Origin of the sequence: Corynebacterium mustelae, from assembly GCF_001020985.1 — a bacterium.
In the GTDB taxonomy this organism is placed as follows: Bacteria; Actinomycetota; Actinomycetes; order Mycobacteriales; family Mycobacteriaceae; genus Corynebacterium; species Corynebacterium mustelae.
In genome coordinates, this window is the sequence record NZ_CP011542.1 from 1,725,067 (window position 1) to 1,750,354 (window position 25,288).

General features: G+C 51.4%; 21 protein-coding genes and 1 tRNA gene. 3 read left to right on the forward strand and 19 right to left on the reverse strand.

Translation table 11 applies throughout. The features are described from left to right. Positions 1-120: 120 nt before the first annotated feature. The 11 genes from aspA to CMUST_RS07940 form a co-directional block, all read right to left on the reverse strand. Positions 121-1,554 (reverse strand): aspartate ammonia-lyase, encoded by a 1,434-nt coding sequence (gene aspA / locus CMUST_RS07890; RefSeq protein ID WP_047262060.1) that lies wholly within the window; start codon positions 1,552-1,554, stop codon positions 121-123. A 148-nt stretch (positions 1,555-1,702) separates the two neighbouring features. After that, positions 1,703-3,010: an anaerobic C4-dicarboxylate transporter gene (locus CMUST_RS07895; protein WP_047262061.1), complete on the reverse strand. Its 1,308-nt coding sequence runs from the start codon at positions 3,008-3,010 to the stop codon at positions 1,703-1,705. 458 nt (positions 3,011-3,468) lie between these two features. Then, positions 3,469-4,314, reverse strand: coding sequence for an ATP phosphoribosyltransferase (hisG, locus tag CMUST_RS07900; RefSeq protein ID WP_047262062.1), 846 nt, complete (start codon positions 4,312-4,314; stop codon positions 3,469-3,471). Positions 4,315-4,333: 19 nt separating this feature from the next. Then, positions 4,334-4,597 carry a phosphoribosyl-ATP diphosphatase gene (locus tag CMUST_RS07905; RefSeq protein WP_047262063.1) on the reverse strand — a complete coding sequence of 88 codons (264 nt, stop codon included), beginning with the start codon at positions 4,595-4,597 and terminating at the stop codon, positions 4,334-4,336. Next, positions 4,594-5,265 carry an HAD family hydrolase gene (locus CMUST_RS07910; protein ID WP_047262064.1) on the reverse strand — a complete coding sequence of 224 codons (672 nt, stop codon included), beginning with the start codon at positions 5,263-5,265 and terminating at the stop codon, positions 4,594-4,596. The genes CMUST_RS07905 and CMUST_RS07910 overlap by 4 nt, the downstream gene beginning before the upstream one ends. A gap of 57 nt (positions 5,266-5,322) precedes the next feature. Further along, complete coding sequence (locus CMUST_RS07915; protein ID WP_144414154.1) at positions 5,323-5,535, reverse strand: hypothetical protein; 213 nt, start codon at positions 5,533-5,535, stop codon at positions 5,323-5,325. Between the two features lie 398 nt (positions 5,536-5,933). Continuing rightward, positions 5,934-9,539 (reverse strand): methionine synthase, encoded by a 3,606-nt coding sequence (metH, locus tag CMUST_RS07920; protein WP_047262066.1) that lies wholly within the window; start codon positions 9,537-9,539, stop codon positions 5,934-5,936. A 149-nt stretch (positions 9,540-9,688) separates the two neighbouring features. Further along, on the reverse strand, positions 9,689-10,630 hold the full coding sequence (locus CMUST_RS07925; protein WP_047262067.1) for a hypothetical protein: 942 nt from the start codon (positions 10,628-10,630) through the stop codon (positions 9,689-9,691). 47 nt (positions 10,631-10,677) lie between these two features. Then, complete coding sequence (locus CMUST_RS07930; RefSeq protein WP_052844591.1) at positions 10,678-11,100, reverse strand: hypothetical protein; 423 nt, start codon at positions 11,098-11,100, stop codon at positions 10,678-10,680. 2 nt (positions 11,101-11,102) lie between these two features. Continuing rightward, complete coding sequence (mshC, locus tag CMUST_RS07935) at positions 11,103-12,356, reverse strand: cysteine--1-D-myo-inosityl 2-amino-2-deoxy-alpha-D-glucopyranoside ligase (protein WP_047262068.1); 1,254 nt, start codon at positions 12,354-12,356, stop codon at positions 11,103-11,105. Between the two features lie 10 nt (positions 12,357-12,366). After that, a complete protein-coding gene (locus CMUST_RS07940) occupies positions 12,367-13,218 on the reverse strand; it encodes an undecaprenyl-diphosphate phosphatase (RefSeq protein ID WP_047262069.1) in 852 nt (283 codons plus the stop codon). An 89-nt stretch (positions 13,219-13,307) separates the two neighbouring features. On the opposite strand from CMUST_RS07940, the gene CMUST_RS07945 reads away from it, so the two are divergent. Beyond that, the gene (locus CMUST_RS07945; protein ID WP_236690092.1) at positions 13,308-14,327 is read left to right on the forward strand and encodes a WD40 repeat domain-containing protein; all 1,020 of its coding nucleotides are present in this window, start codon (positions 13,308-13,310) and stop codon (positions 14,325-14,327) included. 55 nt (positions 14,328-14,382) lie between these two features. Then, entirely contained in the window at positions 14,383-15,498 is a 1,116-nt protein-coding gene (locus CMUST_RS07950) for a quinone-dependent dihydroorotate dehydrogenase (protein ID WP_047262070.1), read from the forward strand. A 96-nt stretch (positions 15,499-15,594) separates the two neighbouring features. On the opposite strand, the gene CMUST_RS07955 is transcribed toward CMUST_RS07950, so the two are convergent. Genes CMUST_RS07955 through CMUST_RS17155 form a run of 4 tightly spaced genes read right to left on the reverse strand, consistent with a single transcriptional unit; the run spans position 15,595 to position 19,947 of the window. Beyond that, a complete protein-coding gene (locus CMUST_RS07955) occupies positions 15,595-15,975 on the reverse strand; it encodes a hypothetical protein (protein WP_047262071.1) in 381 nt (126 codons plus the stop codon). Then, positions 15,968-16,513, reverse strand: coding sequence for a YbhB/YbcL family Raf kinase inhibitor-like protein (locus CMUST_RS07960; protein WP_047262072.1), 546 nt, complete (start codon positions 16,511-16,513; stop codon positions 15,968-15,970). Before CMUST_RS07960 ends, CMUST_RS07955 begins: the two co-directional genes overlap by 8 nt. Before the next feature lie 15 nt (positions 16,514-16,528). Beyond that, a complete protein-coding gene (locus CMUST_RS07965) occupies positions 16,529-18,334 on the reverse strand; it encodes an ABC transporter ATP-binding protein (protein ID WP_047262073.1) in 1,806 nt (601 codons plus the stop codon). Next, on the reverse strand, positions 18,331-19,947 hold the full coding sequence (locus CMUST_RS17155) for an ABC transporter transmembrane domain-containing protein (protein WP_144414155.1): 1,617 nt from the start codon (positions 19,945-19,947) through the stop codon (positions 18,331-18,333). Before CMUST_RS17155 ends, CMUST_RS07965 begins: the two co-directional genes overlap by 4 nt. A 138-nt stretch (positions 19,948-20,085) precedes the next feature. Between CMUST_RS17155 and CMUST_RS07975 the strand changes: the two genes are divergently transcribed. Then, positions 20,086-20,171, forward strand: a tRNA-Leu gene (locus tag CMUST_RS07975). Between the two features lie 142 nt (positions 20,172-20,313). On the opposite strand, the gene CMUST_RS07980 is transcribed toward CMUST_RS07975, so the two are convergent. From CMUST_RS07980 to hutI, 4 genes are all read right to left on the reverse strand, one after another. Further along, entirely contained in the window at positions 20,314-22,029 is a 1,716-nt protein-coding gene (locus CMUST_RS07980; RefSeq protein WP_047262074.1) for a carbohydrate-binding domain-containing protein, read from the reverse strand. After that, positions 22,026-22,817, reverse strand: a complete 792-nt coding sequence (locus CMUST_RS07985; protein ID WP_047262075.1) for a polyphosphate polymerase domain-containing protein — start codon at positions 22,815-22,817, stop codon at positions 22,026-22,028. The genes CMUST_RS07980 and CMUST_RS07985 overlap by 4 nt, the downstream gene beginning before the upstream one ends. After that, on the reverse strand, positions 22,817-23,449 hold the full coding sequence (locus tag CMUST_RS07990) for a DUF4956 domain-containing protein (protein WP_052844593.1): 633 nt from the start codon (positions 23,447-23,449) through the stop codon (positions 22,817-22,819). The genes CMUST_RS07985 and CMUST_RS07990 overlap by 1 nt, the downstream gene beginning before the upstream one ends. 654 nt (positions 23,450-24,103) lie before the next feature. After that, entirely contained in the window at positions 24,104-25,288 is a 1,185-nt protein-coding gene (gene hutI / locus CMUST_RS07995; protein WP_047262076.1) for an imidazolonepropionase, read from the reverse strand.

Consider the following 25,288-nt stretch of genomic DNA (forward strand, 5'->3'; position numbering starts at 1 on the left):
CCTTTCGATAGAGAGTGGATGACAGTTTAAATGTACCGCGTCAAAGACTGCATGCATGTGGAAAACCGGCCCAACCAGTTTTATTCACTGATTAGGGCCGGTGTGCGAATGCTATGACTTTTAGTCTTCCGCGTACAACGTGCCGTGGAAGGTTGGACGCATCAAGTTTTCTGGGGAGAGAACTTCATTGAGCGTTTCCTCGTCCATCAGGCCTTTTTCGAGCACAAGCTCACGTACTGACTTGCCAGTTTGAGCTGCTTCTTTACCGATGAGATCCCCGTTGTGGTGGCCGATAAATGGGTTGAGATAGGTGATAATGCCAATCGAGTTTTCCACATAGCCACGGCAGACCTCTGGATTAGCAGTTATGCCGATGACGCATTTTTCCCGAAGCGTATCGACTGCGGTTCCCAGGATAGTAATCGACTCGAACAGCGCCTGCCCGATGGCTGGCTCCATGACATTCAGCTGCAGCTGGCCCGCCTCAGCCGCCATTGTAACAGTCACATCGTTTCCGAAAACCTTGAAACATACCTGGTTTACAACCTCCGGAATCACGGGATTAACTTTGGCTGGCATAATGGACGAACCCGCCTGCCGCTCTGGAAGATTGATCTCATTAAGTCCTGCCCGCGGACCAGAGGAAAGCAAACGTAGATCGTTGCAAATCTTAGACAGCTTCATGGCGGCACGCTTCACAGCAGAATGGGTAAGAACGTAGGCACCGGTATCACTGGTCGCTTCGATAAGATCTGGAGCCGGTTGAATATCAAGTCCAGTCACCTCAGTCAACGCTTCAATTACTGCATCCCGATAACCTGCAGGAGTGTTAAGCCCAGTGCCGATTGCTGTTGCACCGAGGTTAACTTCAAGTAACCAACTAGCTGCATTTTCCAGAACCTTGCGCTCCTCCCCTAAGTTAAGAGCGAAAGCCTTGAATTCACCACCCAAGGTCATTGGTACCGCATCCTGCAGCTGCGTTCGCCCCATTTTGAGAATGTCAGCAAATTCATCAGCCTTTGCCATGAATGCCGCTTCCAGAGCATCAATTTTATCCATGAGCTGCGTCATGCATTCGTACAGGCCAAGCCTGAAACCTGTGGGATAGGCGTCGTTGGTCGATTGCGACATGTTGACATCATCGTTGGGGTTGATGACATCATAATCGCCCTTTTCTTTCCCCAAATGCTCAAGAGCCAGGTTTGCGACAACCTCGTTGGTATTCATATTCAACGAGGTGCCAGCACCACCCTGGAATACATCAATGGGAAACTGATCCATGCAGCGGCCATCATTCAAGATTTGATCACAAGCCCAAATGATCGCATCACGCTTCGTTTTAGGCAAAGCCCGCAACTTGTGATTGGCAATCGCAGTTGCCTTTTTGACTTGAACCATTCCGCGGATGAACTCAGGAATGTCGTTGATCGTGGTTCCTGAGATCGGGAAATTATCAATCGCGCGGAGGGTGTGGATGCCGTAGTAGTGAGAGTTGGCTACTTCCATTTCGCCAAGCAGGTCAACTTCGATACGAAATTCCGGTGACTGTGACATGTGTATGTAGTGTCTTTCTACTTTGGTGGGATGGGGTGTAGGGTGAGCCACACGACCCAAGGATACGTCAGTTTCATCGAAATGTTTTGCAGCATCAGCAAGGATGCTTAACGACGTATGAAGGCCGTGCAACTAGCAAACATGCTGGCTATAATCCGGCGAGCTTGCCAAAAATGAAACCAAATATAACCGCAAGGAAAATACACACAGTTCCAGGGATTATGAACGAGTGGTTAAAGACATATTTACCAATCTTTGTTGATCCGGTATCGTCCATCTCCACCGCAGCAAGCAACGTTGGGTAAGTTGGCAACACAAACAGGGACGACACCGCAGCAAATGCAGCGATTGCGGTTAACGGATTCACACCAACGGCAAGCGCGGCAGGCATTAATGCTTTGGTCGTTGCAGCTTGCGAGTACAGCAACGCTGCGGCGAAGAAGAGAACAACTGCCAGTAGCCACGGATACTGATTAAGAACGTCGCCAGACAACGCCTGAATATCCTCAATGTGCGCATTCACGAGCGTGGTGCCTAGCCAGGCGACGCCCATAACACAGACGCACGCGGACATACCAGACTTAAACACCTGGGTGCTTAAGATTTCGTCTGGTGGCAGTTTGCACAAGATTGTGATCACAACCGCAGTGCCCAACATCAGCGACATAATCGCTTCGTTACGAGGCAACGTCGGATCGGTAATTAATCCAACTTGCTCGGAAATCAATGTGGCATAGCACATCACCAAAACGATGGCGATGAGGAATAGAACAACTGAAAGCTTTGCTTGCTTCGTTGGAGTATAAGTAGAGATTTTCGGAGTGGATACCAAACCTTTCTCCACCCGAGAACGGTAAACTGGGTCCTCATCAAGATCTTTGCCTAGCCGGTTGGTGATAAAAGCAGTTGGGAAGATGGCAAGCAACGTCGACGGTATGACGATGCTCAGTAACTGCAGATAACCCACCCCCATTGGCTCCAAGATCGAGGCCATAAACACCACCGCAGCTGAAATCGGCGAGGCAGTAATCGCTAACTGGGAGGCAACCACCGCAATTGATAGCGGGCGGGATGGACGCACACGCCCTTCCTTCGCAACTTCCGCAATCACCGGAAGTGTTGAGAATGCGGTATGCCCAGTTCCTGCGAAAAGTGTCATGAAATAGGTGACCAGTGGAGCCAGATACGTGACGTATTTAGGGTTTTTCCGTAATAACCGCTCCGCCAGGTACACCAAGTAATCCATACCACCAGCGCGCTGCATTGCGGCAATAGCCGCAATTACAGCCATGATGATTCCGATAACGTCGAAGGGGATGTCGTCTCGGGTTACTGCAACCCCGGTAAGACCAAGTAGCAACACACCTAAACCACCGGCAAAACCGATGGCTATGGATCCCAAACGTGCACCAAGAACAATAGCAGCTAATACGATGGCAATGTGTAGCACAATCATAAGCAGTGTCCTCCACAAAATTTTGCTGTTACCTGCACCGTAATTTCCACCACGGTTTCTAACGGTCAACAGCGGCAATTTATATTTAGTAGTAACAGCTTTTATGCGATAAATAAATTCACTAATTAAATGTATTGTTGGTTGTTAAAATTATTTTTTATTTATCCTAGGTACCAACTACTACTATAACCATAACCCATAAATTTGGCATGTGATTTACGCCAAATTAGACCACAATCTATATACGACGCCGTCCGGAAAATTTTCTCCTATTTATCACCGATAAACCTGTTTTAAATAAATATTTTTAGGTACACGGGTTTATTTCACATCGCCGAATAAAACGGCTTTTAAAACCTTTAAATAAATACCGACGAAACTCCCGGGTCGTCGAAAAGCGAGGGTGCTTTACGCCACCAAATCCACCCCGTGGACTACAAGTTACAACGCACTGATGCCTAGATCCGGGCAATCCTTATCTCAGAAGCGAGAATAGCTTGCGCACCGATATCCGCCAGTTGATCCATGATCGAATTGGCGCGCTTTTTCGGCACCATCGCGCGTACCGCGACCCACTTGTCATTAGCTAGCGGAGAAACTGTTGGTCCCGAAATCCCAGGAGTAATTGTGGTTGCCTGATCGAGAAGTCGACGCTCAACGTTATAGTCAAGCATGAGGAAATTTTGCGCATGCAAAATTCCTTCTATCCGTCGCAACAACACCTGCATATCCGGCGAGATCACCGCATCGCGCCGGACGACCACAACTGCTTCGGAATCAACTAGCGGTTCCCCAAAAGGCGCTAATCCTTGTTTACGCAACGTGCGACCAGTAGAAACGACGTCGGCGATCACATCAGCCACCCCGAGTTTGATGGAAATTTCAACCGCTCCATCAAGACGAATCACCTCAGCGCTAATCCCCCGCCGAGCTAAGTCACTGCGAACGAGATTAGGATACGAGGTAGCAATGCGCTTGCCTTCAAGCTTATCGACGCTCCAGTCTTCTGTCGCCGGTGCCGCATACCTAAAAGTGGATGATCCAAATCCAAGCGTAAGAACTTCTTGTACTTCGGCTAACGAATCAGCCGCGAGATCCCGACCAGTGATGCCAAGATCCAACTGTCCGTTGGCAACATATATCGCTATGTCTTTGGGGCGGAGGAAAAAGAACTCAACATTATTGGTCTTATCCTCCACTGTCAGCGCTTTGGAATCACCTCGGGTGGAATAACCAGCCTCTTTGAGGATCTCAACGGCAGCTTCGGACAGGGACCCTTTATTTGGTACGGCGACCTTGAGCATGGAACTTCCTTGACTAGGACTAGAGATACTTATAAACATCTTCTGGGCTAATGCCACGTGCAATCATGACCGTCTGGGTCCAATACAACAATTGAGAGATTTCTTCGGCTAACTGTTCATCCGTTTGATACTCAGCAGCGATCCACACCTCGCCAGCCTCTTCGATTACTTTCTTCCCTAAGTGGTGCACACCCTTGTCAATGGCAGCAACCGTACCCGAACCTTCTGGCCGCTTGGCTACTCGTTGGTGAAGTTCGGAATAGAGGGTATCAAAGTTCTTCATTTTGGTAATTCTTCCATAGCTTCAAACCAGTGGCGCAGTTTGACAGCCGTCACCCCCACAAACGTGGGCGGCGTCATAATCTGAGTGCCAGGCGGCCTGGTCTCAGCAGACCCAGGTGCCGCAACAACCTTACAGCCCGCTCGATAAGCGGCGGTCATTCCCGTCGTGGAATCTTCAAACACCAAACAACGGGAAGTAGGTACCTTAAGTACCGCCGCCGCAGTTCGGTAGATCAGCGGATCCGGCTTACCATCAGACACATCGTCTCCGCATACCACCGCAGAAAAGAAACCCGCACCAATCGCTGATATCGCTGGTTCTGCAAGTTCTCGTGGCGTGTTCGTCACCACTGCCATAGGAATCCCAGCCTCAGATACATCCGCCAACAACTGATGGATACCAGGATTAACCCGGGCCTGAACTAGAAGCTCCGCCATCCGATCGAACATCGTGCGTTGCAAACGACCGTAATCAGCTTCAGTCAGGGTCACCCCAGCATGCTCGGCACAAATATCAGCTGTGTTACGGAAAGTACCGCCCACCGTCAACGCACGCAGCTTAGGACTAAGCCTCCGCCCGAGCGATTCGCTCATTTCATACGTTGCGATTTCCCACAACGGTTCTGAATCGATCAGCGTTCCATCCATGTCCCATAAAACCGCATCCATAGAACCTAATCATTCAGTGGAAACCATCGCCGGGCAAATTAATGAAAAGCTTATCGATTAAGAGAAGAAATGGCTTAACGCCCCGAGCCCCTCAAACGCTCCGGCTTGTTGTCCGCCACCAATGATAACTGCGGCCACAGCAATCGACACGATACGTTTAATCACGCTACTGATTACCTTAATGATGACCACCACTGCGATGATTCCCACAACCAATGGCACGAGGTTTTCTGCCATAAAAAGCTGTTCTAAGCCCACGATTCTTCGCATTTCCTTTCAAAAATCCCACTGAAGTTCTCTTCGAAACTATCACAGGGATCTTATACTTTGGCTAAACCACTGATGGGACTTTAGCTCAGTTGGCAGAGCCACTCCACCAAAGGGGTCTAATTCCCTTAAGTCCCGATATTTTTGAACCACAAATCTTGGTGCCACCTCGTGAGAGTTTCCTGCGAACAGTACGCTAAGCAGCTCCCACAATTCTCCCAGCTCGGTCAACGAACAATGCACACATGAAACTATTACTACATCTGTTGACTGTGAGGAACTTGTTGGTTCACAATAAATTCCTGACTTTCAACTTCTAAATTGTAGACGTAACAGGAACAGTAACGCCCCCGCTAACCGTGAATAATAGCCAGCTGGGGGCGTCGTAAAGCTAATGCCGTTTAGACATTAAAGTATTTAGCCTCTGGATGATACAGCACGAAAGCATCCGTGGATTGTTCCGGATGTAACTGCAATTCTTCAGAAAGCGTGACACCAATCCGCTCGGGGTTGAGCAACCGCATCATCCCAATCCGCGACTCCAAATCGGGGCACGAGCCGTAACCAAAAGAATAACGCGCACCCAAATAATCTAAATCAAAAAACCTCACCGTATCCGCAGCATCAGCATCACCCGCATGGGTACCATCCGACAACGCCAATTCCGAACGCACCCGGGCATGCCAATACTCCGCCAACGCCTCGGTGAGCTGCACACCAATGCCATGGACTTCCAGATAATCCCGATAATCGTTGGCGGCAAAAAGCTCATTGGCGAAATCCGCAATCGGCTGCCCCATCGTCACCAATTGAAACGGCATGACATCAACCTGTCCAGTGGCTTCGGCCAACTCGCGGCTTCGGATAAAATCCGAAATACACAAGAACCGGCCACGCTGCTGCCGTGGAAACCTAAAAGTCTCAACCACATCTGCATCAGGGGTAGGCTGCGCCAAGATCTCTACAACATCGCCATTACTGACTGCCGGGAAATAACCATAGACCACAGCTGAATGGTCCAGGATACCTGCGGACTTCAGCCGGTCTAACCACGCCCGCAACCGTGGCCGACCCTCCTGCTCCACCAAAGCCTCATAGTCAGGCCCATTACCGCGACTGGACTTAAGCCCCCACTGCCCCATGAACAACGCTCGCTCATCAAGCATCGGCAAATACTCCGCCACCGATAGCCCCTTAACAATCCGCGTGCCCCAAAACGGCGGTGTAGCTACCGGAACATCCACTGCAACATCGGAGCGCTCTGGAACAACCACCGGCTCCGCCTGAGCTTTACGCTCCGCCGCGATACGCAACGACCGTTCCCGACGAGCCTTGCGCTCCGCCTTCTTCTCCTTAGCCGCAATAGCCTCAGGGCTTTCAGGATCCGGCCCCTCACCGCGCTTCGCCGCCATGATCTCATCCATCAACCGCAATCCCTCAAACGCATCCCGCGCATAATGGACATCACCGTTATAAATGTCATCCAAATCATGCTCCACATAGGTACGTGTCAATGCAGCCCCACCAAGAATTACCGGAATATCGTGTGCCTGTTGGGAATTCATCTCTTCGAGGTTTTCTTTCATCACCACCGTGGACTTCACCAACAACCCGGACATTCCAATCACATCCGCACCGTGCTCCCGGGCCGCAGACATAATCGTCGCAATCGGCTGTTTAATCCCGATATTGACCACGTTATAGCCGTTATTGCTCAAAATAATATCAACCAAGTTCTTGCCGATATCATGAACATCGCCTTTAACCGTGGCAATAACCATTGTTCCCTTGGAACCGGAATCATCCGAAGCCTCCATGAAGCTCTCCAGATACGCAACCGCATGCTTCATGGTTTCCGCAGACTGCAACACAAACGGCAACTGCATCTGCCCCGACCCAAACAGTTCACCAACTGTCTTCATTCCGCCCAATAGGTCCTGATTAATGATCTCAATAGGCGATTTTTCGGTCATTGCGGCGTCCAAATCCTGCTCAATACCCTGCTTCTCGCCATCAATGATCCGCTGGGCTAACCGCTCAAAAAGCGGCAACGCCGCCAAGGCCTCAGCCCGGGCATCCTTCGCATCTGCCGCCGAAACCCCTTCAAACAACTCCATGAAAACCTGGAGCGGATCGTACCCATCCCGACGCCGATCATAAACCATATCCAAGGCGACTTCGCGCTGCCTATCGTCAATCCGATTCATCGGCAGAATCTTGGAACTATGCGCGATCGCCGAATCAAGGCCAGCCGCGATGCACTCATGCAAAAACACCGAATTAAGTACCTGCCGTGCAGCCGGATTCAATCCAAAGGAGATATTAGACAACCCAAGCGTCGTGTGAATCTCAGGATGCCTGGTTTTTAGTTCCCTAATAGCGTTGATGGTTTCGATGCCGTCGCGCCGGGTTTCTTCTTGGCCGGTAGAAATAGGGAAGGTCAAAGTATCGACAATGATGTCCTTTTCCGCCAGCCCCCACGTTCCCGTGATGTCCGCGATTAGCCGTTCGGCAATCTCCACCTTCTTTTCGGCGGTACGCGCTTGGCCTTCTTCGTCAATGGTAAGCGCCACCACGGCAGCTCCATGCTGTTTGACCAGCGCCATGATTCGCTGGTACCGCGAATCGGGGCCATCGCCGTCCTCAAAATTAACGGAGTTGACCGCACACCGGCCCCCCAAATGTTCCAAACCAACCCGAATGACCTCAGGTTCCGTAGAGTCGATCATTATCGGAAGCGTGGAACTGGTGGCCAGCAAGGATGCCAACTGGGCCATGTCTTCCCTACCGTCTCGACCGACGTAATCGACACATAAATCGAGCATGTGTGCACCATCACGGGTTTGTTGTTTTGCGATATCAATGCAGGTTTCCCAGTCACCTGCCAGCATCGCTTCGCGAAACGCTTTAGACCCATTGGCATTAGTGCGTTCACCGATCATGGTTATCCCGGTGTCTTGGGTCAGATTTACGGTGGTGTACAACGACGAAACTGCATCAGATGGGGATACAACCCGTTGGGCTGGCACCGCGCCCAACTCATCTTTAGTGCCAATCACTGCATCACGTACGGCTGTGATGTGTTCGGGTGTGGTACCGCAACAACCGCCAACCATTGCCAAGTCGTAGTCCTCAACGAAGGTTTTCAAAGCGGTGGCTAAACCGGCAGGTTCCAATGGGTAAACTGCGCCGTCTTTGCCAAGTACTGGTAGGCCGGCATTGGGCATAACAGATACGGGTATCTCCGAATTCTTTGACAGATATCGTAAGTGTTCGCTCATTTCATCCGGGCCGGTGGCGCAATTCAATCCAATCATGTCGATCCCGAGCGGTTCTAGAGCGGTTAAAGCTGCCGAAATTTCCGATCCCAGCAGCATCGTTCCGGTTTGTTCCACCGTGACGTGACATACGATGGGAATCCGATAACCGAACTCAGCAAATGCTTCGTAGCAGCCGTGAATGGTGGCTTTTACTTGGAGTAGATCTTGTGCGGTTTCTACCAAAATGCCATCTGCGTCTGCTGTTAGCATTCCGCGTGCAGCCAGCCGGTAATACTCCTTGAGATCCTTAAATGAGGCGTGACCAAGTGACGGCAGCTTGGTTCCAGGCCCCAGCGAACCCAGCACGAATCGAGGCATACCCTCACGGCCAGGGCCTAATTCTTCTGCTACAGATTTAGCGATCGCCACGCCTTTATGCGCTAGTTCCTCGCATCTATCTGCGATGCCGTAGTCCGCTAAGTTGGGCAGATTACAACCAAAGGTGTTTGTCTCCACCAAATCTGCGCCTGCGAGGAAATATGAACGGTGAATACTTGCAACCACATCTGGCCGGGTTTCATTGAGAATCTCATTGCAGCCCTCAAGCCCGAGGAAATCAGTTTCGACGTCAAGGTCGAATCCTTGCAGCTGAGTGCCCATGGCGCCGTCCCCAATAAGGACAGTTGACTGTAGGGCGTCAAGGAAAGCGGTGGATTTTAATGGAAGGGTGTCACACTGCGTAGTCATCGGGTAGACAGCTTAGTCCGGAAACTGGAGTTTTAAGCAATTAAGCTTCGGTTACTGCCAGGTGTTAGCCCTGCTTTTCGACGCTTAAAGGCGCCGAAATCAAAGGTCAAACACCACTCGCCTTGCACTGTTCGGATATGGAATAATATTCACCTTTGAGAGGTAATCAATTTCGCAAGCTCATCCGCAGCTAAATCCTCTTCCGGTGTTTTGGTTTCTTCTTGGAAGTAGCTGTTGTGGATACCGCCGCGGCTGCGTGCAGAGGCCGACAATGAATGGACGGTGGTATCGCAAGCGAAATCACCACGCTGGCAGACGTTTATTCGTGGAACATCGGCGTAATCAACGTCTTTGGCAAAACTTAATTCGCCTCGGATGCGCTCGCCGACGACTCCTAATAGTCCGGTGCCGGATTCTGGGCCACCAATCACCAAGCCGTGGTGGTGATTCTTTTCTAATAGCGGATTTCCGATATACACCACGCCTGCTAGTCGACCTGTTGCGGCGAAGAACTTTTCTAAATTTGATAACAGCAATGCGCCTTGGCTAAAACCAACCAAGATATATGACGGGCGGCAATTGGTGTGCTGTTCGTAGTCGGAAATATAGCGCGGAACAGCCGTTTTTGCGTGTTTCATGCCTTCGACCAGGCCGGTGACCGCAGTGTGGATAATGCGGTCTGGTGACTGCTTGCTCACAATGCCGATCAGGCGCTTTGCAGCTTCGGCAAAACTAACCTCTTCCCCTTTTTCTGCAATCGCAGGTAAATAGAGTTCCGCTGGGTAAATATCATCGTTGAGGTCAATCACGTCTACGTTTTTCAATAACGACACCATGGGGTGTGCCTGGGAATACCGCGATTCGGCATGTTGCAGCAATCCTCGAATATTTGGTCCTTCAAAACCGGTGGAAGAAAACTCTTGGGGCGCAGCTTCGGAATAGGTTGTCGGCTGGATTTCTTCGTTTTGTTCGCTCCCCCGAGCAGCAACAATTGCCACCTTTGGACACGCCGGAGTGGCTTCGTGAGCGTGAACCACCGGGACTGGAAGTAACGTCAATAACACCGCTGCAGCGGTAGTCTTTCCGAACATACCCACCTTAACACCTCGCTAAAAATAACTTAACGAAGTATAAGTTACTACAAAATGTTTACCGGGTCGTTGTCGTCGTCGAAAAGGTGCGGTATGGATTCCAACATTGCCGGAATTACACCGTAATGTCGCCAAATGCATCGCAGAATATCGTTGATTTCCGCGTCTTCTTCGGGTTCTATGACTGCGTATGCATGGGTGGCATTGAAAGCCGAAATTCGATGATATAGCTCCCGGATTGATGTCAAGACAGTCTGGGCACCGGCCTCGTCGGTATTTAATGAACTAGCGATCGTCGGAACTTCCGAAAGGTAGTTGCGGAAGATCTCGTCGAGCTCGTTTAATACGTCTGGATTATACGGTTGGTCCCAGAACTCACGATCCTCATCGCGCAGGTAATCGCCACTGGCAAACGTTCGCAACGTGGCTATGAAATCATCCACCATTGCGGTGAAGTTCTCCGGAATCATGGTTAAATCCTCACGCCGAGTAACCCGTCAACCAAGTTCGTCACTATAATCCCAGCATCGTTATTACCGTGGCGCGTACCTTGTTTGCGTACCGTTCGCGCCCAGGTATCTATCGCCGCCAACGCGGCTGGGGTATCAAGGTCATTCGCTAAGTGCGCACGCACCGTAGCCACCAATTCTGCGGCCGCAGGAACTGGGCTCTCGATCGCTACTGCGTCTCGCCACAACTGTAGCCGGGCGTTGGCATCAGCTAATACCTGCTCAGACCAATCGCGATCACTGCGGTAATGCCCCGAATAAACACCCAACCGAATTCCAGAGGGCTCATGGCCTGCTTCACGCAACTTTGACACGAAAACCAGGTTTCCCAGCGATTTACTCATCTTGACGCCATCCAATCCGATCATCCCGGTATGGACATAATGTTGTGCCATCCGACTGCAACCGGTGACTGCTTCGGAGTGCGCGGCAGAAAATTCGTGGTGTGGGAAGATCAGATCCTTGCCACCCCCCTGAATGGCGAAGGTATTGCCTAACCGATTGCGTGCAATGGCGGAGCACTCCACGTGCCAACCTGGACGACCAGCACCAAACGGCGCCTCCCAGGCTGGTTCTCCGGGACGCTCAGCCCGCCAAACTAAAGCATCTAGTGGGTCACGTTTCCCGACGCGATCGGGATCGCCGCCACGTTCGGCAAAGTACTCCAACATCTGTGGTCGGTCGTAATTCGACTCATAACCGAACTGTTCAGTAGCGGAAATCGATGCATAGATATCGGGGAATTCACTGTCTGCAACAATATACGCCGCACCGGTATCTAAAAGGTGTTGCACCATGTCGATGACTTCCGGAACAGATTCCATAGCGCCCACATAATGCTTGGGTGGAAACACCGACAAAGCCGTCATATCCGAACGAAACAAATCTATCTGGCTGGTGCCCAACTCTCGCCAATCAACGCCATCGCGTTCAGCGCGTTCGAATAGTGGGTCATCAACGTCAGTCACATTTTGCACGTAGGTGACCGCAATACCAGCGTCGACAAGCATTCGGTACACCAAATCAAACGTCAGATACGTTGCTGCATGCCCTAAGTGTGTGGAGTCATAAGGAGTGATTCCACACACGTACATACCAACATGATTGTCCGCCACCGATACGGGTTTGATTACCTCGTCGGCGGTATCGAAAAGCTTTAACGTGGCAGGAGTGCCGCCAATTACTGGCGGGGTCGAAGGTTGTGGCCATGCATGCATGGCTTCCAGCTTAAGGCGTGAGGATTCCTGCCGCCAAAAGTGCCATAACGAACAGACCAACTGGGATGCGATAGGCGGCGAACCAGCTGAACGAATGGTGCGAAACGAACTTCAATAGCCAGGCGATGGAGGCATAACCGAGCGCAAAAGCGATCACAGTACCGACCAGAAGCTGCACACCGCTAGCTGCTAGTCCGGCTTGAGGCGCAAAGGCGTCAGGCAAACTGAACAACCCAGAGGCCAGCACTGCAGGGATTGCAAGTAAAAAGCTAAATCGCGCCGCGACCTCGCGGTTTAAGCCAACGAATAAGCCGGCAGAGATCGTGCCGCCGGAGCGAGACACACCAGGGATAAGCGCCAAGCATTGCGCAAGTCCCATTACGATCGCGTCTTTCATGGTCAACTGATCGTAGTCGCGCTCCTTCTTCCCCCACTTTTCCGCTGCGATAAACACGAAAGAGAAAAGGACCAAAACTGTTGCGGTGATCCACATATTCCGCAGAACTTCACGGATATAATCCTTGGCCAAGAAACCAATAATGGCCACCGGAAGTGTGCCGACGATCACCATCCAGCCCATGCGATAATCAAAACCACGTTGCTCTTTGCCAAAGAGACCACGAACCCAACCGATAATGATGCGGCAAATATCTTTGGCGAAAAACACTAACACCGCCGCTTCGGTTCCGAGCTGGACGACAGCCGTAAACGACGCTCCAGCGTCTTGCCCAAAAAGCAGCGACGAAACAATCCGCAAATGCCCGGAAGAACTGATGGGGAGAAATTCGGTCAATCCCTGAACGATCGACAACACGATGACTTGTAACCACGACATTTGGTCCGAAACTTCTGGCGTGGCCATGCCTTGGGCGACATAACTTAGATTCAACACAAGCGTTAACCGTACACCAGGTAATGGCCCTAAGTGTGCAGCTGCTAGTCTGGAAGATTGTGAAAGCTAAAATCCTCCTCACATGCAGCCTCGGAATATTACTAACTGCATGTAATCCGCCATCTGTGGAAGAAAAACTTCCCGAAGCTATGGGCAACGCCACCCCTGCGGTCTCCCCCGCCGACTCGGATCCGGAGGGAACTGTAATTTCGCTGGCCGAGAAGTACTCGAAAGTCGAGGATCTAGAACGCATCGGTGATGTTATTGCTATTCGGGCAACCGATACTGTAGCCCTAGGAACCTTAGATGCATTTAAAAAATCCGAACCGCAGATAGTCACTATTGACCCCGCCTGTAGCGATATGACCGGCGGAAATGCCACCGATGAGTTTATTTTTGCCTGCCCAGATGGAGTCTATGCGCTTTCTCCGTCGACGAAATCCGGGGAAAAACTCACACAGCTATTCGCCGCAGATTTCCCGTTAAGCACCGCGGTCAAAACCCGTTCAGGTGACATCGTGGCAGGAGCGTCCGATCGCACCGAGTTACTTGTTATTGACCCATCAGGTACGGCCACTTCGTTAACCGTCGACGATCCGACAGACCAGTTGCTGGCAGTGGCAAACGGCGACAAACCCGACGCGGTTTACCGGATTAATCGAACCGCAACCGTGATTCAAAACATCAACGTTGATCAACGAACCTTGGGGGCAAAGCTACGGGTAGGCCTAGGAGTCGGCACGATTGCCGGCGGCGAAAATGGCATGGCGATCGCTGCCGATGCGATTGGCAACCAATTCGGAATCTATCTTGCCGACGATGTCATTCGCTTGCAGCAAACCACACCCACTCACGGTCAGTCCCCCTGGACGGCCGCGTGGGATCAGAAAAACCAGTTAGTCTGGGTTGCTACTACCAGTGATAATCAAATACGTAGTTATTCCATTTCGGCCGGGACTGGCGAAGAAACTGCAACCTTCGCATCCGCTTCCAATGTTCACGCGCTCACCGTCATGCCAGATGGCGTCGTGGTGGCAGCTTCGGAATCCGGCGATGGGCTTCAGGTCATTTCGCCGTAACTAGTTGTTTTCGGGTTACATAACGTACCAATTTTGTTTCGATCAAAGGTTGATTATGACTTTCACTAACCAGCACCCATTACGCACCAAAGCATATAGTGCTGCGCTCAAAGCAATGTTTAAACTGCCGCCAGAGCGAATCCACGGTTTTATCGCAACCGGAATGAGCGGCATGCAAAAGACTCCTATTGTTGCTTCCAGCCTGCGGAAGCTCCTGGTTGTCGATGACCCGATTCTTTCCCAGGAAGTTTTCGGAGTTCACTTTCCCCGGCCACTCGGGCTGGCCGCTGGTTTCGATAAAAATGGGCACTCCCCTGACGCGTGGGGCGCCGTTGGTTTTGGCTTCGCTGAGCTTGGGACGGTTACGGCACAACCACAGCCGGGAAATCCCACGCCACGACTATTCCGCTTGCCTGCGGACAAAGCGATTATCAATCGCATGGGGTTTAACAACGCTGGTGCGTTAGCGGTGGCACACAATCTGCGGCGGCGTACCACTACCGACGTAATTGGCATCAATATCGGTAAAACAAAGGTCATTCCAGCAGAAGAGGCGGTGGCTGACTACCGCCGTTCGGCTTCACTGTTGGGTGATTTGGCTGATTACCTGGTGGTTAATGTGTCCTCGCCTAATACCCCTGGATTGCGTGATCTCCAGGCAGTGGAATCACTTCGTCCGATCTTGGCCGCAGTGCAGGAATCGACCGAAGTTCCCGTATTGGTCAAAATCGCACCGGACTTAAGCGACGAGGACGTCGACGCGGTAGCAGATCTCGCTGAAGAACTATCCCTTGACGGGATTGTCGCCACCAACACCACGATTTCCCGCGATGGATTGGCTACTCCTGCGACGGAAATAGCGGCCATAGGTGCAGGTGGATTATCCGGTCCGCCTGTTGCCGATCGTGCGTTGGAAGTATTGCGGCGGCTATACGCCAGGGTTGGCGGAAAACTTGTGCTCATCGGTGTCGGCGGAGTCTCAACGCCTCAGCAAGCATGGGAACGAATCGCAGCGGGTGCAACATTACTGCAGGGATATACCGGGTTAATTTACGGCGGCCCAGATTGGATTAGAGATATTCACCTCGGCATAGCAGCACAGTTGCGTGCCCACGGATTATCCAGCATCACGGAAGCAATCGGCAGCGATCTTCCGTGGACGCTGGATTAGAAGGTACGCAAAAGCCTGACCAAAACTCAGCATTTCGTTGAGTGTTTGGGCAGGCTTTCTTGTTGCGGTGAAGTATAGGTTGTGAGCCCAGACGCCTTATTTTGGAGTTACTGCCCGACGGATAGCAAGGGAACAAGCAAAAGCCAAGAGTGCGTAGGCAGGAAGCCAAAACTGATCCCATACCATAAGCACCATGTGCGGCAAGAACCGGCTGCCAACCACCAGAATCAGAGCTGTCGTGAGCGCAACCACCTGAACAATGCTTGCCTTTTGATTCCGGTTGATGGTCGCAAACGCCCCAAGAACCGCACCGGCAATAACGATTGCTAAAAACCGAGGAGTTACCTCAAATGGTGTCATCCAACCGTTGGTTATTACCTCCACCGCAGTGAAAATAGCAAGCACAATAGCGACTGCCATGAACGCACCACCGACACGAATGGGTACGGGAATTGTGACGGCGGCGTCTTTAGTCATTCTGGTACCAGCCCCAAATGATTGAGCGAGCAAGTGAGTGGAAATACAGATTGAACCCGAGAACCGTCGCCGTAGCGGTTTCTGGAATATCGAGCTTTTCGACGTCCACTGCGTGCACCGCAAACAGGTAGCGGTGCGGACCGTGCCCCGCTGGTGGCTGCGGACCGTAATAGCCCTTCAACTGCGCATCACAGCCCAGAGTCACAACCTCATCGAGTCCCAGGAGCTTCTCATCGGCTTTGCCTGCACCAGTTGGTAATTCGGTAACCGATACCGGAATATTAAAGGCTGCCCAGTGCCAAAAGCCAGAGGCTGTTGGTGCATCCGGGTCGAAACACGTGATTGCGATGGATTTTGTTCCTTCAGGAAGTGCAGACCACGCAAGATGTGGCGAAATATTGGAGGGCGCGGCGTGCTTTTCGTCGAGTTTATCGCCGCTTTCAAAATCGTCGGAATGCAAGGGAAACGTTGGCAAGTTTTTCAAGGCCGCATAGGGATCCGGCCCGGGAAATCGAGGATCATTAGCGTAAGTCGTCATGAATTCATTCTTACCTTAGTTCTTGTGACTATGGCCACTCCAACGCGCGAAAAGTTGCGCATATCTCCCCTCCTGGGCAAGCAATTCATCGTGTGTGCCGTCCTCAACAATGACACCCTGGTCCATCAAAATAATCCGGTCGGCGACTACGGCTTGGTCAAGCCGGTGCGCCACAACCAAGGCTGTCCGTGATTCGGTGACTTTCTGTGCCGCAGCTTCAATTAATTCCGCGTACTCGCTACCTGCTTCAGACGTAGGTTCGTCAAGAATCAGCACGTGCGGTTGGCGTAACGCTACCCGTGCCAATGCAATTTGTTGTTGCACCTCCGGATTCAGCGGTTCTGCACCCGCACCAACTTCGGTATCTAGCCCGAGCGGAAAAGACCTATTGAAGCTCACAGAGTCTTTAGCAAGCCCCACCATTTCTAGTGCGGCATGAAGCTCATCGTCTGTTGCTTGAGGATTCGCCATGAGAAGATCATCCCGCAGTGTTCCTGAGAACACGTGAACTTCCTGGCTAATCAAGGTTACGTTGCGCGCCGTCCACACATCAGAAACCGTTTGAAGATCCACATCACCAACCGTTATGCTTCCGCTAGTTGGATGCAGTAAGCCTGTGACCAGCGAAGCCAGGGTAGATTTACCTGCCCCTGAAGCCCCAACGAGTGCTGTTGTCGTTCCCGCTTTTAAGGTTAAAGACAAGTCGGGAATCGCTGGTGATGTAGTATCAGGATAGCTATAGCTTAAATTCTTAATTACTACATCGACTGTTTTGGTTAAATCAGGGGCGACAACAGTTTGCTTTGTCTCTGTCATTTTTGCCAGCGCTACCGCACGGCCAAGACGGGTTAATCCTTCTTGAATGTCGCCAGCGAAAAACATGGCGTTAAAGACTTGGACCTCGGCCCGAACTACGAGAAAAACTGCTGCTGAAGCGGCACCTGCCGAAATTTCACCTGATGAAACCAACCATATTCCTAGCCCCAAAGTTCCTAGTAGCCACAACCCAAATGCAGATTGAGCTAGGAAAAGTAACCGAATGATGTGTGGTAATCGATCACCGCCTGCCTGTAGCGCTTGCCAACTTGTCTTATTCATCCTTGTGAGTGCCCACCTGCTAATCGAAAAAGCACGTATGGTTTCCAATCCGCGAAGGGTATCAAGCACCAGCGAATTCCGGCGGGCTTCGCTAGCTGACATTACGTTCGTGACAGCTGGTAATGCCATAATCCAACGGCGCGCGATGGGAAAGATCAACAGAAATACTGCGAGCAAGACCAAACTATAACGGAGATCAATGAATATGACGGAAATTGCCGTGAATGGGAAAATGAAAGCTGAAACCAAAACCCGCATGCCAATGTGGCTGAAGGTGTTAATGGGCTGGTCAATGTCCTTAGTCATCCGTGATATGACATTACCGGTGCCCAACCTCATAATTTCCGGGATCGGTGATTGCAGGGTCGAGCTCAAGCAGGCGCGTTTAAGATCGATGCTAACAAATCTCAATTTCAAGCCAATGACGTAATTGATCAAGGCTTTAACCACGGAGTTTAAGATCGTGCATGTAGCAACGATTCCAATTAACGCAATAATTGCAGGTTTTCCTTCACCCACCACCGGCAACGGTGTTCCAGAAAGCGCATCAACAAAATAGCCGAGAATCGTAGATTCCAGAACATAAAACACCAAGTAAATACTGACGAGAATCAGGATCCCAAGCCACCATTTACGACTCATTGCATGAGGAAGCGTTGCGAAATAGCGCAGGGTCTCCCTAGGGCTTGCTGGGGAAATTGCATCCGCCGTAGACGTTTTCATCTGCGATTTCCTTCCCTAGCTGCTTGTCGCCATGTCTTGCGGCCACTCATGACGACTGTAATTTGATCGGAACGTTTTTCTTTGATGGCCCGAACCACAGTATCGAGAGTGACTGCATCCAGGCCGGTAGCGGGTTCGTCGAAAAGCAATATACGTGGATTGCGCGCCAAAGCTCGCGCCAGTGCCACCCGTTGACGCTGTCCACCCGATAAATTCAAGCCAGCCTCGCCCAACGGAGTAGTTGGCAAATTACCGTCAGCATCGATACCGCCCAACCTGGAAATAATATCGCCGCATGCTGCGGCATCCAGTGCCGCCAAGACTTCATCATGTGGTAGATCCCCCAGTGGGTTGACGTTGTCCGCCAGTGTTCCCTCAAAAATACTGACTACGTGGGGTGCAGCTAAAACCCCATCAGCTGTAGCCAGCAAGTGATAATTTGCGTAGTTCTCTGAACTTAACGCCCACACATGCAGGCCAGGATTTTTCTCCAACTTACGCACCAGTTCTTCTGCTTTTTCTCGATCAGCTTCAGACTGTTTTTCCTGAGCACTGGAGTCCAAATCGGCTAGCAACTTACTTATCCTATCCCCTGCCGCCACCGCGCGAGCCCACGTACTCGTCATCATGCTCAGTGAATACCCTAAATGCTGCAACGCGGGAGGACCAAGCAGCGCTATCGACAAAAATTCGCCGGGGGCGATTGCGTCGTTATATGCGAGCATCGCCGCGTATCCGATGGTGATTAATCCCAAAATCGCGGGAACAAATTGGCGCACAAATTCCAGTGAAACTGATACCCGCACATCCGTAATCATTTTTGCTAACACGGTTTCGCTAGAAGCATTGAACCGGTTACGGGTCGTTTCAACTGCTCCAAGTCCTTTCACCACCCGCGCACCTTGAGCGACATCAGTTGCCAGCCCGGTTAAGGCAGCTTCTGCTTGTCGACGCGCAGCCGAGACACGAGTTACCGGTTTTGCGGTAAATGCTGCTACCACGGCAACCAGCAAAGCGCCGATAGGTAATAGCAACCCGATTACTAGTGATAATGGTGCTAATGCCACCGCAGCGCCAATAACATATGCGACCATAACTACCGGAAATGACAAAATTTGACGGACTTCCGCGCAGGTTGAGACGTCTGTGTCAACGGTGCTGAGAATCATTCCCGGACTTTGATTTAATCCCGGGGAGAGCAACAATCGTTCAGTAAGAAATAGCCTAACTTCATGTATCACTCGGCCGATCCCTATATCTACCAGGCCGTCAGAGGTAGTCTCGCCGAGGATCTGCGAAAACATAATCACAATAAGTATGGCCAACGGAAATGCGATTTGCGCCGCCGCGCCAGTTTCAAATGCGGAGTCGACAATCTTGCCAATAACTACCGCACTAAAAGCACTAACACCAGAACTAATACATAGAATTAGAACTTGTAAAAACGTTACCCTCGGGTATGCGAACAGCAAGCTTAGAGCCACGCGCTTTCCAGACGTCCATTTTTCAACGCGGGCTGGCTGGGTTACGGACATAGTGCTTGGCGGATTCGCTGGGGCAAACCATGACCAAGTAGGCAGACGACGCAGTGTAAACGGAGTTTTTGAGGCCATAATTCTTAACACAATAGCAATTACAATGGTGAACCGCTACCTGCAAAAATCCGATTATACTGGGGATTTGCGATATATGGCTAGGTGACCTAAAGTGTAGCGAGTGCCCAGCTAAAACAGCTGAAAACAAAACCCAAAGCCCGGGTGGCGGAATGGCAGACGCGCTAGCTTGAGGTGCTAGTGTCCTACTAACGGACGTGGGGGTTCAAGTCCCCCCTCGGGCACACTGTGTTGAGACAGTAATGAAGGACCCACACCATATTGGTTGGGTCTTTTTTAATAAGTGTTTCAATCAGGCACCATTTATGTTGTGGGGGGCAAAGGGGTCAAGGTAATCCCCCTAACTTTGGTAGCCCCCTACATTTCTCATGATGGTTGTGCGGCCTGACGCTGATCATTCATAACGCCGGGAGGAATATTTCCTGTTGGCGGTTCCATCATCGGTTGCCCCATGGGCGGCTGACCGCTGCCCTGTGGTCCCATCCCGATACCGGTTGCCTCACCTGCGGTTGTTGAGTATGTTTCGCCATCAGCCTCGATCTCGTAGGTTTTGCCAGTCTCAATTGTTGGCGCTGAAACAAACAGTGAGGTCGCATCGGTTTCTGCGGTGAAGTTGACGATTGGTGCTTGTTCGGAATCGCGGACGATGACTGTTCCATCTTTCGCGACGGAAATCGACTGTTGAATCCATCCTTGTCCATCATCTGGGGTCCGAGGCATTCCGCCGTTTCCAATCCCGATCAAAGTTCCACCGGTGACCGAAAAGGCTCCATCAACATCAAATGCACCGTTGTCGTGGGTTTGCGGTCCGATGACAGTAGTGTTTCCACCGGTGATTGTAAACTCACCATTCGAGTCAATACCGTCAGCGTCGGCAAAGACCGTGAGGTTTCCATCGGAAATAGAGATTGCAGGACGTGGATTTTCTGAAGCGATCGAATCATCAATGGAGGCATTTATGCCATCATCACTGGAATGAAGCGTGATGTCACCGCCACTAATCGTAACTGTGAGAGCTTCAATTGCTTCGACGGAATCTGTCACAGTAACGGTTCCGCCCAAAATCTTAAGATCGCGCACCGCATTAAGCCCATCGTCTAACGTCGTGACCGTAATGTTTCCATCAACCATGTAGATGTTTCCATCGGAGTTGATACCGTCAGCTGCTGATTCTGCTGTTACCTGTGCCCCATCGATAACAACGACAGTTCCTGCTTTCAACGCGTGCGGGCTCGAATCCGTCCCGGTGGTCTTTAATTCTAAGGTACCGCCACTGAGAATGATGTCTGTGGCCGCGTCGATAGCATCCGCCACACTAGTGATGGATATATCGCCACCGCTAATATCGACGACTCCCCGTGCCTCATTTTCCTCATTGTCCGACTTAATTCCATCGCCACCCGAAGTTATGGCGACGGTACCGCCGGTGATTTGAGCAAAATCCTTAGCCCGGATTCCGTCGTCGCCAGCTTGAATTTCAAGATTTCCATCAAAGAAAGTAAACCCGCCAGAGGTGTTGATACCGTCTGCCTTTTCCGATGTGACCTTCAATGTCCCGGTACCGTCGATGGCGATATCTGCTGCTGAATGGATCGCGGCGTTTACGTCATCGTCAGTCGTCATCGTTGAAGCACCGGTCACGAAGTTTTCACCGGTGAGGTCCAGCAAAACGGTTTTCGCCTGTGTCACAGTTAAACCTGCGGACTCTTCCGATGACAAGCTCGCGTTGTTGAGCTCCAGCACAATGACGGCATCTTCAGGAGCAGAAATGGTCAAGCCCGATTTAAGCTCGCCCGATAGTTGGTAAATACCGGCTTCTGTGATGACATTGTTTGCAGGTAGATCCTTATTTGTTAACCCTGCGCGCAGCTCGTCACTATTGCTTGGTGCGCTCAGATTGTTCTCCGAACGAGAATCGGACGTTATTGAACGTAGAGTTGCTGTGTCTGCCACGCCAGCTATCTGGCTCGCGGATTGCTGTGTTGAATTGGTAGAGACCAGATCTGGCGTTGCGGGGGCTGAACAGGCGCTGAGTAGCGTAACAGCACAAGCTGCGGCGAATGTTCGTTTTAATGCATTCATGGTGAACTCCATTGGTTTTTACGGTTGGTACTGGTTAAGTGCGGGAAATGTTGTCGGATACTGCGATGGAACCGATTTCGTGGCAGCTGTGGGTCTAATGCGGATATTCCCGCACCGAATTTCGAAACCCCGTCAGGTCGGTAGCCGCACATGCGTAAAACCCGATTGATCTCCGACCTACCATCGGTTGTTTTTGTTTCAATAATTGCTTGGTCTATCAGTTGCAGTTCCGATTCCTGCCTGTCATGCCAGGTAACATCGAGATCTATCGTGGCACGACCCTGACCATTGGGAAGCAAAAGCGTGATTCGGTTGTAGTTGTTCCACAATTGAGCGGTCAAACCCCGTATCCCAGTGTTTTCCGTTATCCACCATTGGCTTTCGTAAGAAAGCGTACCGGCAATAACGTCATCGACTGCACAAGAAATTCGGATCTTTTCGGTGCTGTGGCGTGGCCCCGATTTTTTGATTTCACAAAATGCAGTATCCGTGTCGACATACCACCGGTGCCGAATCTTTACACCGCGCCGCCGACGTCGCAATGAATTTAGGTAGTTATCGTGATCCGGCGTGTCGTAGTACACGGAATGGTATCGGTGTCGGCGTTGTGAATTGATCTCCAAGACCCGGGTGTGTGGATCCAGCTGTTCCAAAATAGAAGGTAGATCCGCTATTGCGATGCAATATTTGCTGTCAACCCGGTTGAGTAGTTCTGCAGTTTCGAGAATTTCCGCCAAACTGACAGCCTCGAACGAATCAAGCTGGTCGTGTAGGACTAAAGATGACATCAGATCCCCACTTCAACCGGTTGGCTGTTTACTGTGCTTTTCGACGTAATGCCGTCGCGAAAGCTATTGGTTTTGGGCAACCGTATAGCTGGTGTTTCGCGATAGGTAAGTTGAGCTATCGTCAGGTCATCAACCTCGTCTACTTTACTGATAGAAACTGCGACTGGATCGACACCAAATTTGGTTTTTGCAGCGTCTTTGATGTCATCAACGCGAGGCATCGCAGTGTCAAACCGAACTTCCACCACGTGAACTGGTTGTAGCAGAGGTAGGTATTCTGCGATTGCGATACCGCCAAGAACAACTGCTACCAGAATGGCTGCTGTCGCCTCGGTTGTTGCACCACCTGTGATGAGGGCAATAGCTAGAGCCGCAACATAATACGCAACTTCACGTTGGGAAATTTGTGCGCTGCGGAGTCGAATGATTGAAAGGACACCAAAGAGGCCAAGCCCGAAACCAAGACTTGATGCGGCATCCGTATTGAGCAACGCAGTGCAAACAACATGGACGCCTACATTCAAGCCGATTAAGGCGAACGCCAAATCGTGTTGTTTATGGCGGGGCAAGTAAATTGCAAAAACCAACAAGACGATACCTGCGGCGTTTAGTGCAATAAGTAGCATTGACATGCGAGAAAACTCCTTTGTGCGCTTTTTACGCAAGCGCATATCGAAACTCTGGTTAAGCTGTTGAGCTTGATTACATACTCGAATATCAATCTGGAAGGACTTCATAAACCAACCTGTAGAACCGAAGAAAAACGATAGCGGTCTGGTGATAAAACGCTGGTATAACCCCGGAAGAACCTTTGATAACCGCCCGAGAAGATTGGGCAAAAGAAAAAATATTCTGAAAAAACGATAGGAGCAAAACCGCTATCTACTGGTGAAGGTGAAGTTTAAAGGCGAGAATATTAGCGGCTTTAGCGAAGGAGAATTCAGGTGGGGAATTTTTCTTTGTAACCGGGCATAGTATTCGCAACAACCAACGTCACCGAGTCTGTACTTCATCCTGGAAGGCTACGGAGAATCTTCTATGCTGTCGGTGGCGTGAGCACCAAAAGGCCATCTTTTACGTATCCCGTGCAAAAACGACAGCCGTTTTATTGCCAGTTCCAACTCCTGGTTTCCTTCTAGCCATCTCATGAGGGAACTTCAGTGTCCAACACAAATATCTAGGACGGTACACACAGCACAAAAGACTCACACTACAGGGGCAGTACTTCCCCATTGAGGCCATCAGGGATCGATCCCATGTAGCTGATGGTATTGCTCGGGCCGCATTTATCCCTGGTAAACAATCTCCCCTGCGCGGATAGTGCACCACGTGTGCGGCATACCGGGCCGGTAGGCCAGATTAATTGCAGTGTGGCTACTGAGTACATGCAGATCCGCCGCCGCCCCAACAGCAATGACACCTTTGGCGGGTCGGCCTTTGGCGTCCAACCCACCTTGAACGGGGTGTCGTCGTAAAGCTTTAGCCCCGCCTATGGTTGCGGCGGCGATGGCCTCATCCAAGCTCAGGTGCTGCTGGAGAACCGCCGTGGCCACGCAGAAGTTCATTGAGGAGGTGTAGCTGGTTCCGGGATTGAGGTTACTTGCGATAGCCACTGAAACTCCGGCATCAAGCAGTCGGCGGGCTGGGGCCAAAGGCTCCCGAGTGGAAAGATCACAGGCGGGAAGAACCGTTGCCACAGTATCGGATGCTGCTAAGGCAGCAATGTCTTCATCGCTGACGTAGTTGACGTGATCGACGGAGGCAGCGTTCATTTCCACAGCAAGGCGCACCCCCGGGCCGGGGCCGAGCTGGTTGCCATGAACTCGCAGGCCAAGACCTTTCTGCCGCCCGGCGGCTAACACGCGACGCGATTGTTCCTCAGTGAAAGCCCCCCGCTCGCAGAAAACATCGATCCACCCCACAGAGGGTGCCACCGCCTCGAGCATGGGTCCAGTTACCTCATCCAGGTAGGCTTCTGCGTCTTGCCCCGGTGGGACAAGGTGGGCACCGAGAAAGGTCACCTCGTCCACATATTGGGCTGCGATGCGGGCGGCCATTACCTCAGAACGGACGTCGAGCCCATAACCAGTCTTAGTTTCGATGGTGGTCGTACCACCGGCATGGGCTTCGGCGATGCGATCCTTAAGCAACCCGGTCAGGCGGTCTTCACCGGCAGTGCGGGTAGCTTTCATGGTCACGGCGATCCCGCTGGCGGCATAGCTTTCGCCAGCTATGCGTGCCTCAAATTCGGCGGCACGGTCGCCATCGAACACCATGTGGGTGTGGGAATCCACCCAGCCGGGTAACACGGCTCGGCCACCTACATCCAGCGCGGTGTCGGCGGCGGGAGCAGCGTCGGCCGCGCCTATCCAGGTGATGATTCCGTTTTCCATGACGAGGGCTGCGTCCTTGACAGTGCCACGTTCGGTGACGGTTCGCAGCTCACTGATGCCGGTGACCAAGGTGGACAT

Excerpts from the sequence above, each read along its gene's own strand:
- aspA (WP_047262060.1), bottom strand. The coding sequence starts at position 1,554 with ATGTCACAGTCACCGGAATTTCGTATCGAAGTTGACCTGCTTGGCGAA.
- CMUST_RS07895 (WP_047262061.1), bottom strand. The coding sequence starts at position 3,010 with ATGATTGTGCTACACATTGCCATCGTATTAGCTGCTATTGTTCTTGGT.
- hisG (WP_047262062.1), bottom strand. The coding sequence starts at position 4,314 with ATGCTCAAGGTCGCCGTACCAAATAAAGGGTCCCTGTCCGAAGCTGCC.
- CMUST_RS07905 (WP_047262063.1), bottom strand. The coding sequence starts at position 4,597 with ATGAAGAACTTTGATACCCTCTATTCCGAACTTCACCAACGAGTAGCC.
- CMUST_RS07910 (WP_047262064.1), bottom strand. The coding sequence starts at position 5,265 with ATGGATGCGGTTTTATGGGACATGGATGGAACGCTGATCGATTCAGAA.
- CMUST_RS07915 (WP_144414154.1), bottom strand. The coding sequence starts at position 5,535 with ATGCGAAGAATCGTGGGCTTAGAACAGCTTTTTATGGCAGAAAACCTC.
- metH (WP_047262066.1), bottom strand. The coding sequence starts at position 9,539 with ATGACTACGCAGTGTGACACCCTTCCATTAAAATCCACCGCTTTCCTT.
- CMUST_RS07925 (WP_047262067.1), bottom strand. The coding sequence starts at position 10,630 with ATGTTCGGAAAGACTACCGCTGCAGCGGTGTTATTGACGTTACTTCCA.
- CMUST_RS07930 (WP_052844591.1), bottom strand. The coding sequence starts at position 11,100 with ATGATTCCGGAGAACTTCACCGCAATGGTGGATGATTTCATAGCCACG.
- mshC (WP_047262068.1), bottom strand. The coding sequence starts at position 12,356 with ATGCATGCATGGCCACAACCTTCGACCCCGCCAGTAATTGGCGGCACT.
- CMUST_RS07940 (WP_047262069.1), bottom strand. The coding sequence starts at position 13,218 with ATGGCCACGCCAGAAGTTTCGGACCAAATGTCGTGGTTACAAGTCATC.
- CMUST_RS07950 (WP_047262070.1), top strand. The coding sequence starts at position 14,383 with ATGACTTTCACTAACCAGCACCCATTACGCACCAAAGCATATAGTGCT.
- CMUST_RS07955 (WP_047262071.1), bottom strand. The coding sequence starts at position 15,975 with ATGACTAAAGACGCCGCCGTCACAATTCCCGTACCCATTCGTGTCGGT.
- CMUST_RS07960 (WP_047262072.1), bottom strand. The coding sequence starts at position 16,513 with ATGACGACTTACGCTAATGATCCTCGATTTCCCGGGCCGGATCCCTAT.
- CMUST_RS07965 (WP_047262073.1), bottom strand. The coding sequence starts at position 18,334 with ATGAAAACGTCTACGGCGGATGCAATTTCCCCAGCAAGCCCTAGGGAG.
- CMUST_RS17155 (WP_144414155.1), bottom strand. The coding sequence starts at position 19,947 with ATGGCCTCAAAAACTCCGTTTACACTGCGTCGTCTGCCTACTTGGTCA.
- CMUST_RS07980 (WP_047262074.1), bottom strand. The coding sequence starts at position 22,029 with ATGAATGCATTAAAACGAACATTCGCCGCAGCTTGTGCTGTTACGCTA.
- CMUST_RS07985 (WP_047262075.1), bottom strand. The coding sequence starts at position 22,817 with ATGTCATCTTTAGTCCTACACGACCAGCTTGATTCGTTCGAGGCTGTC.
- CMUST_RS07990 (WP_052844593.1), bottom strand. The coding sequence starts at position 23,449 with ATGTCAATGCTACTTATTGCACTAAACGCCGCAGGTATCGTCTTGTTG.
- hutI (WP_047262076.1), bottom strand. The coding sequence starts at position 25,288 with ATGTCCACCTTGGTCACCGGCATCAGTGAGCTGCGAACCGTCACCGAA.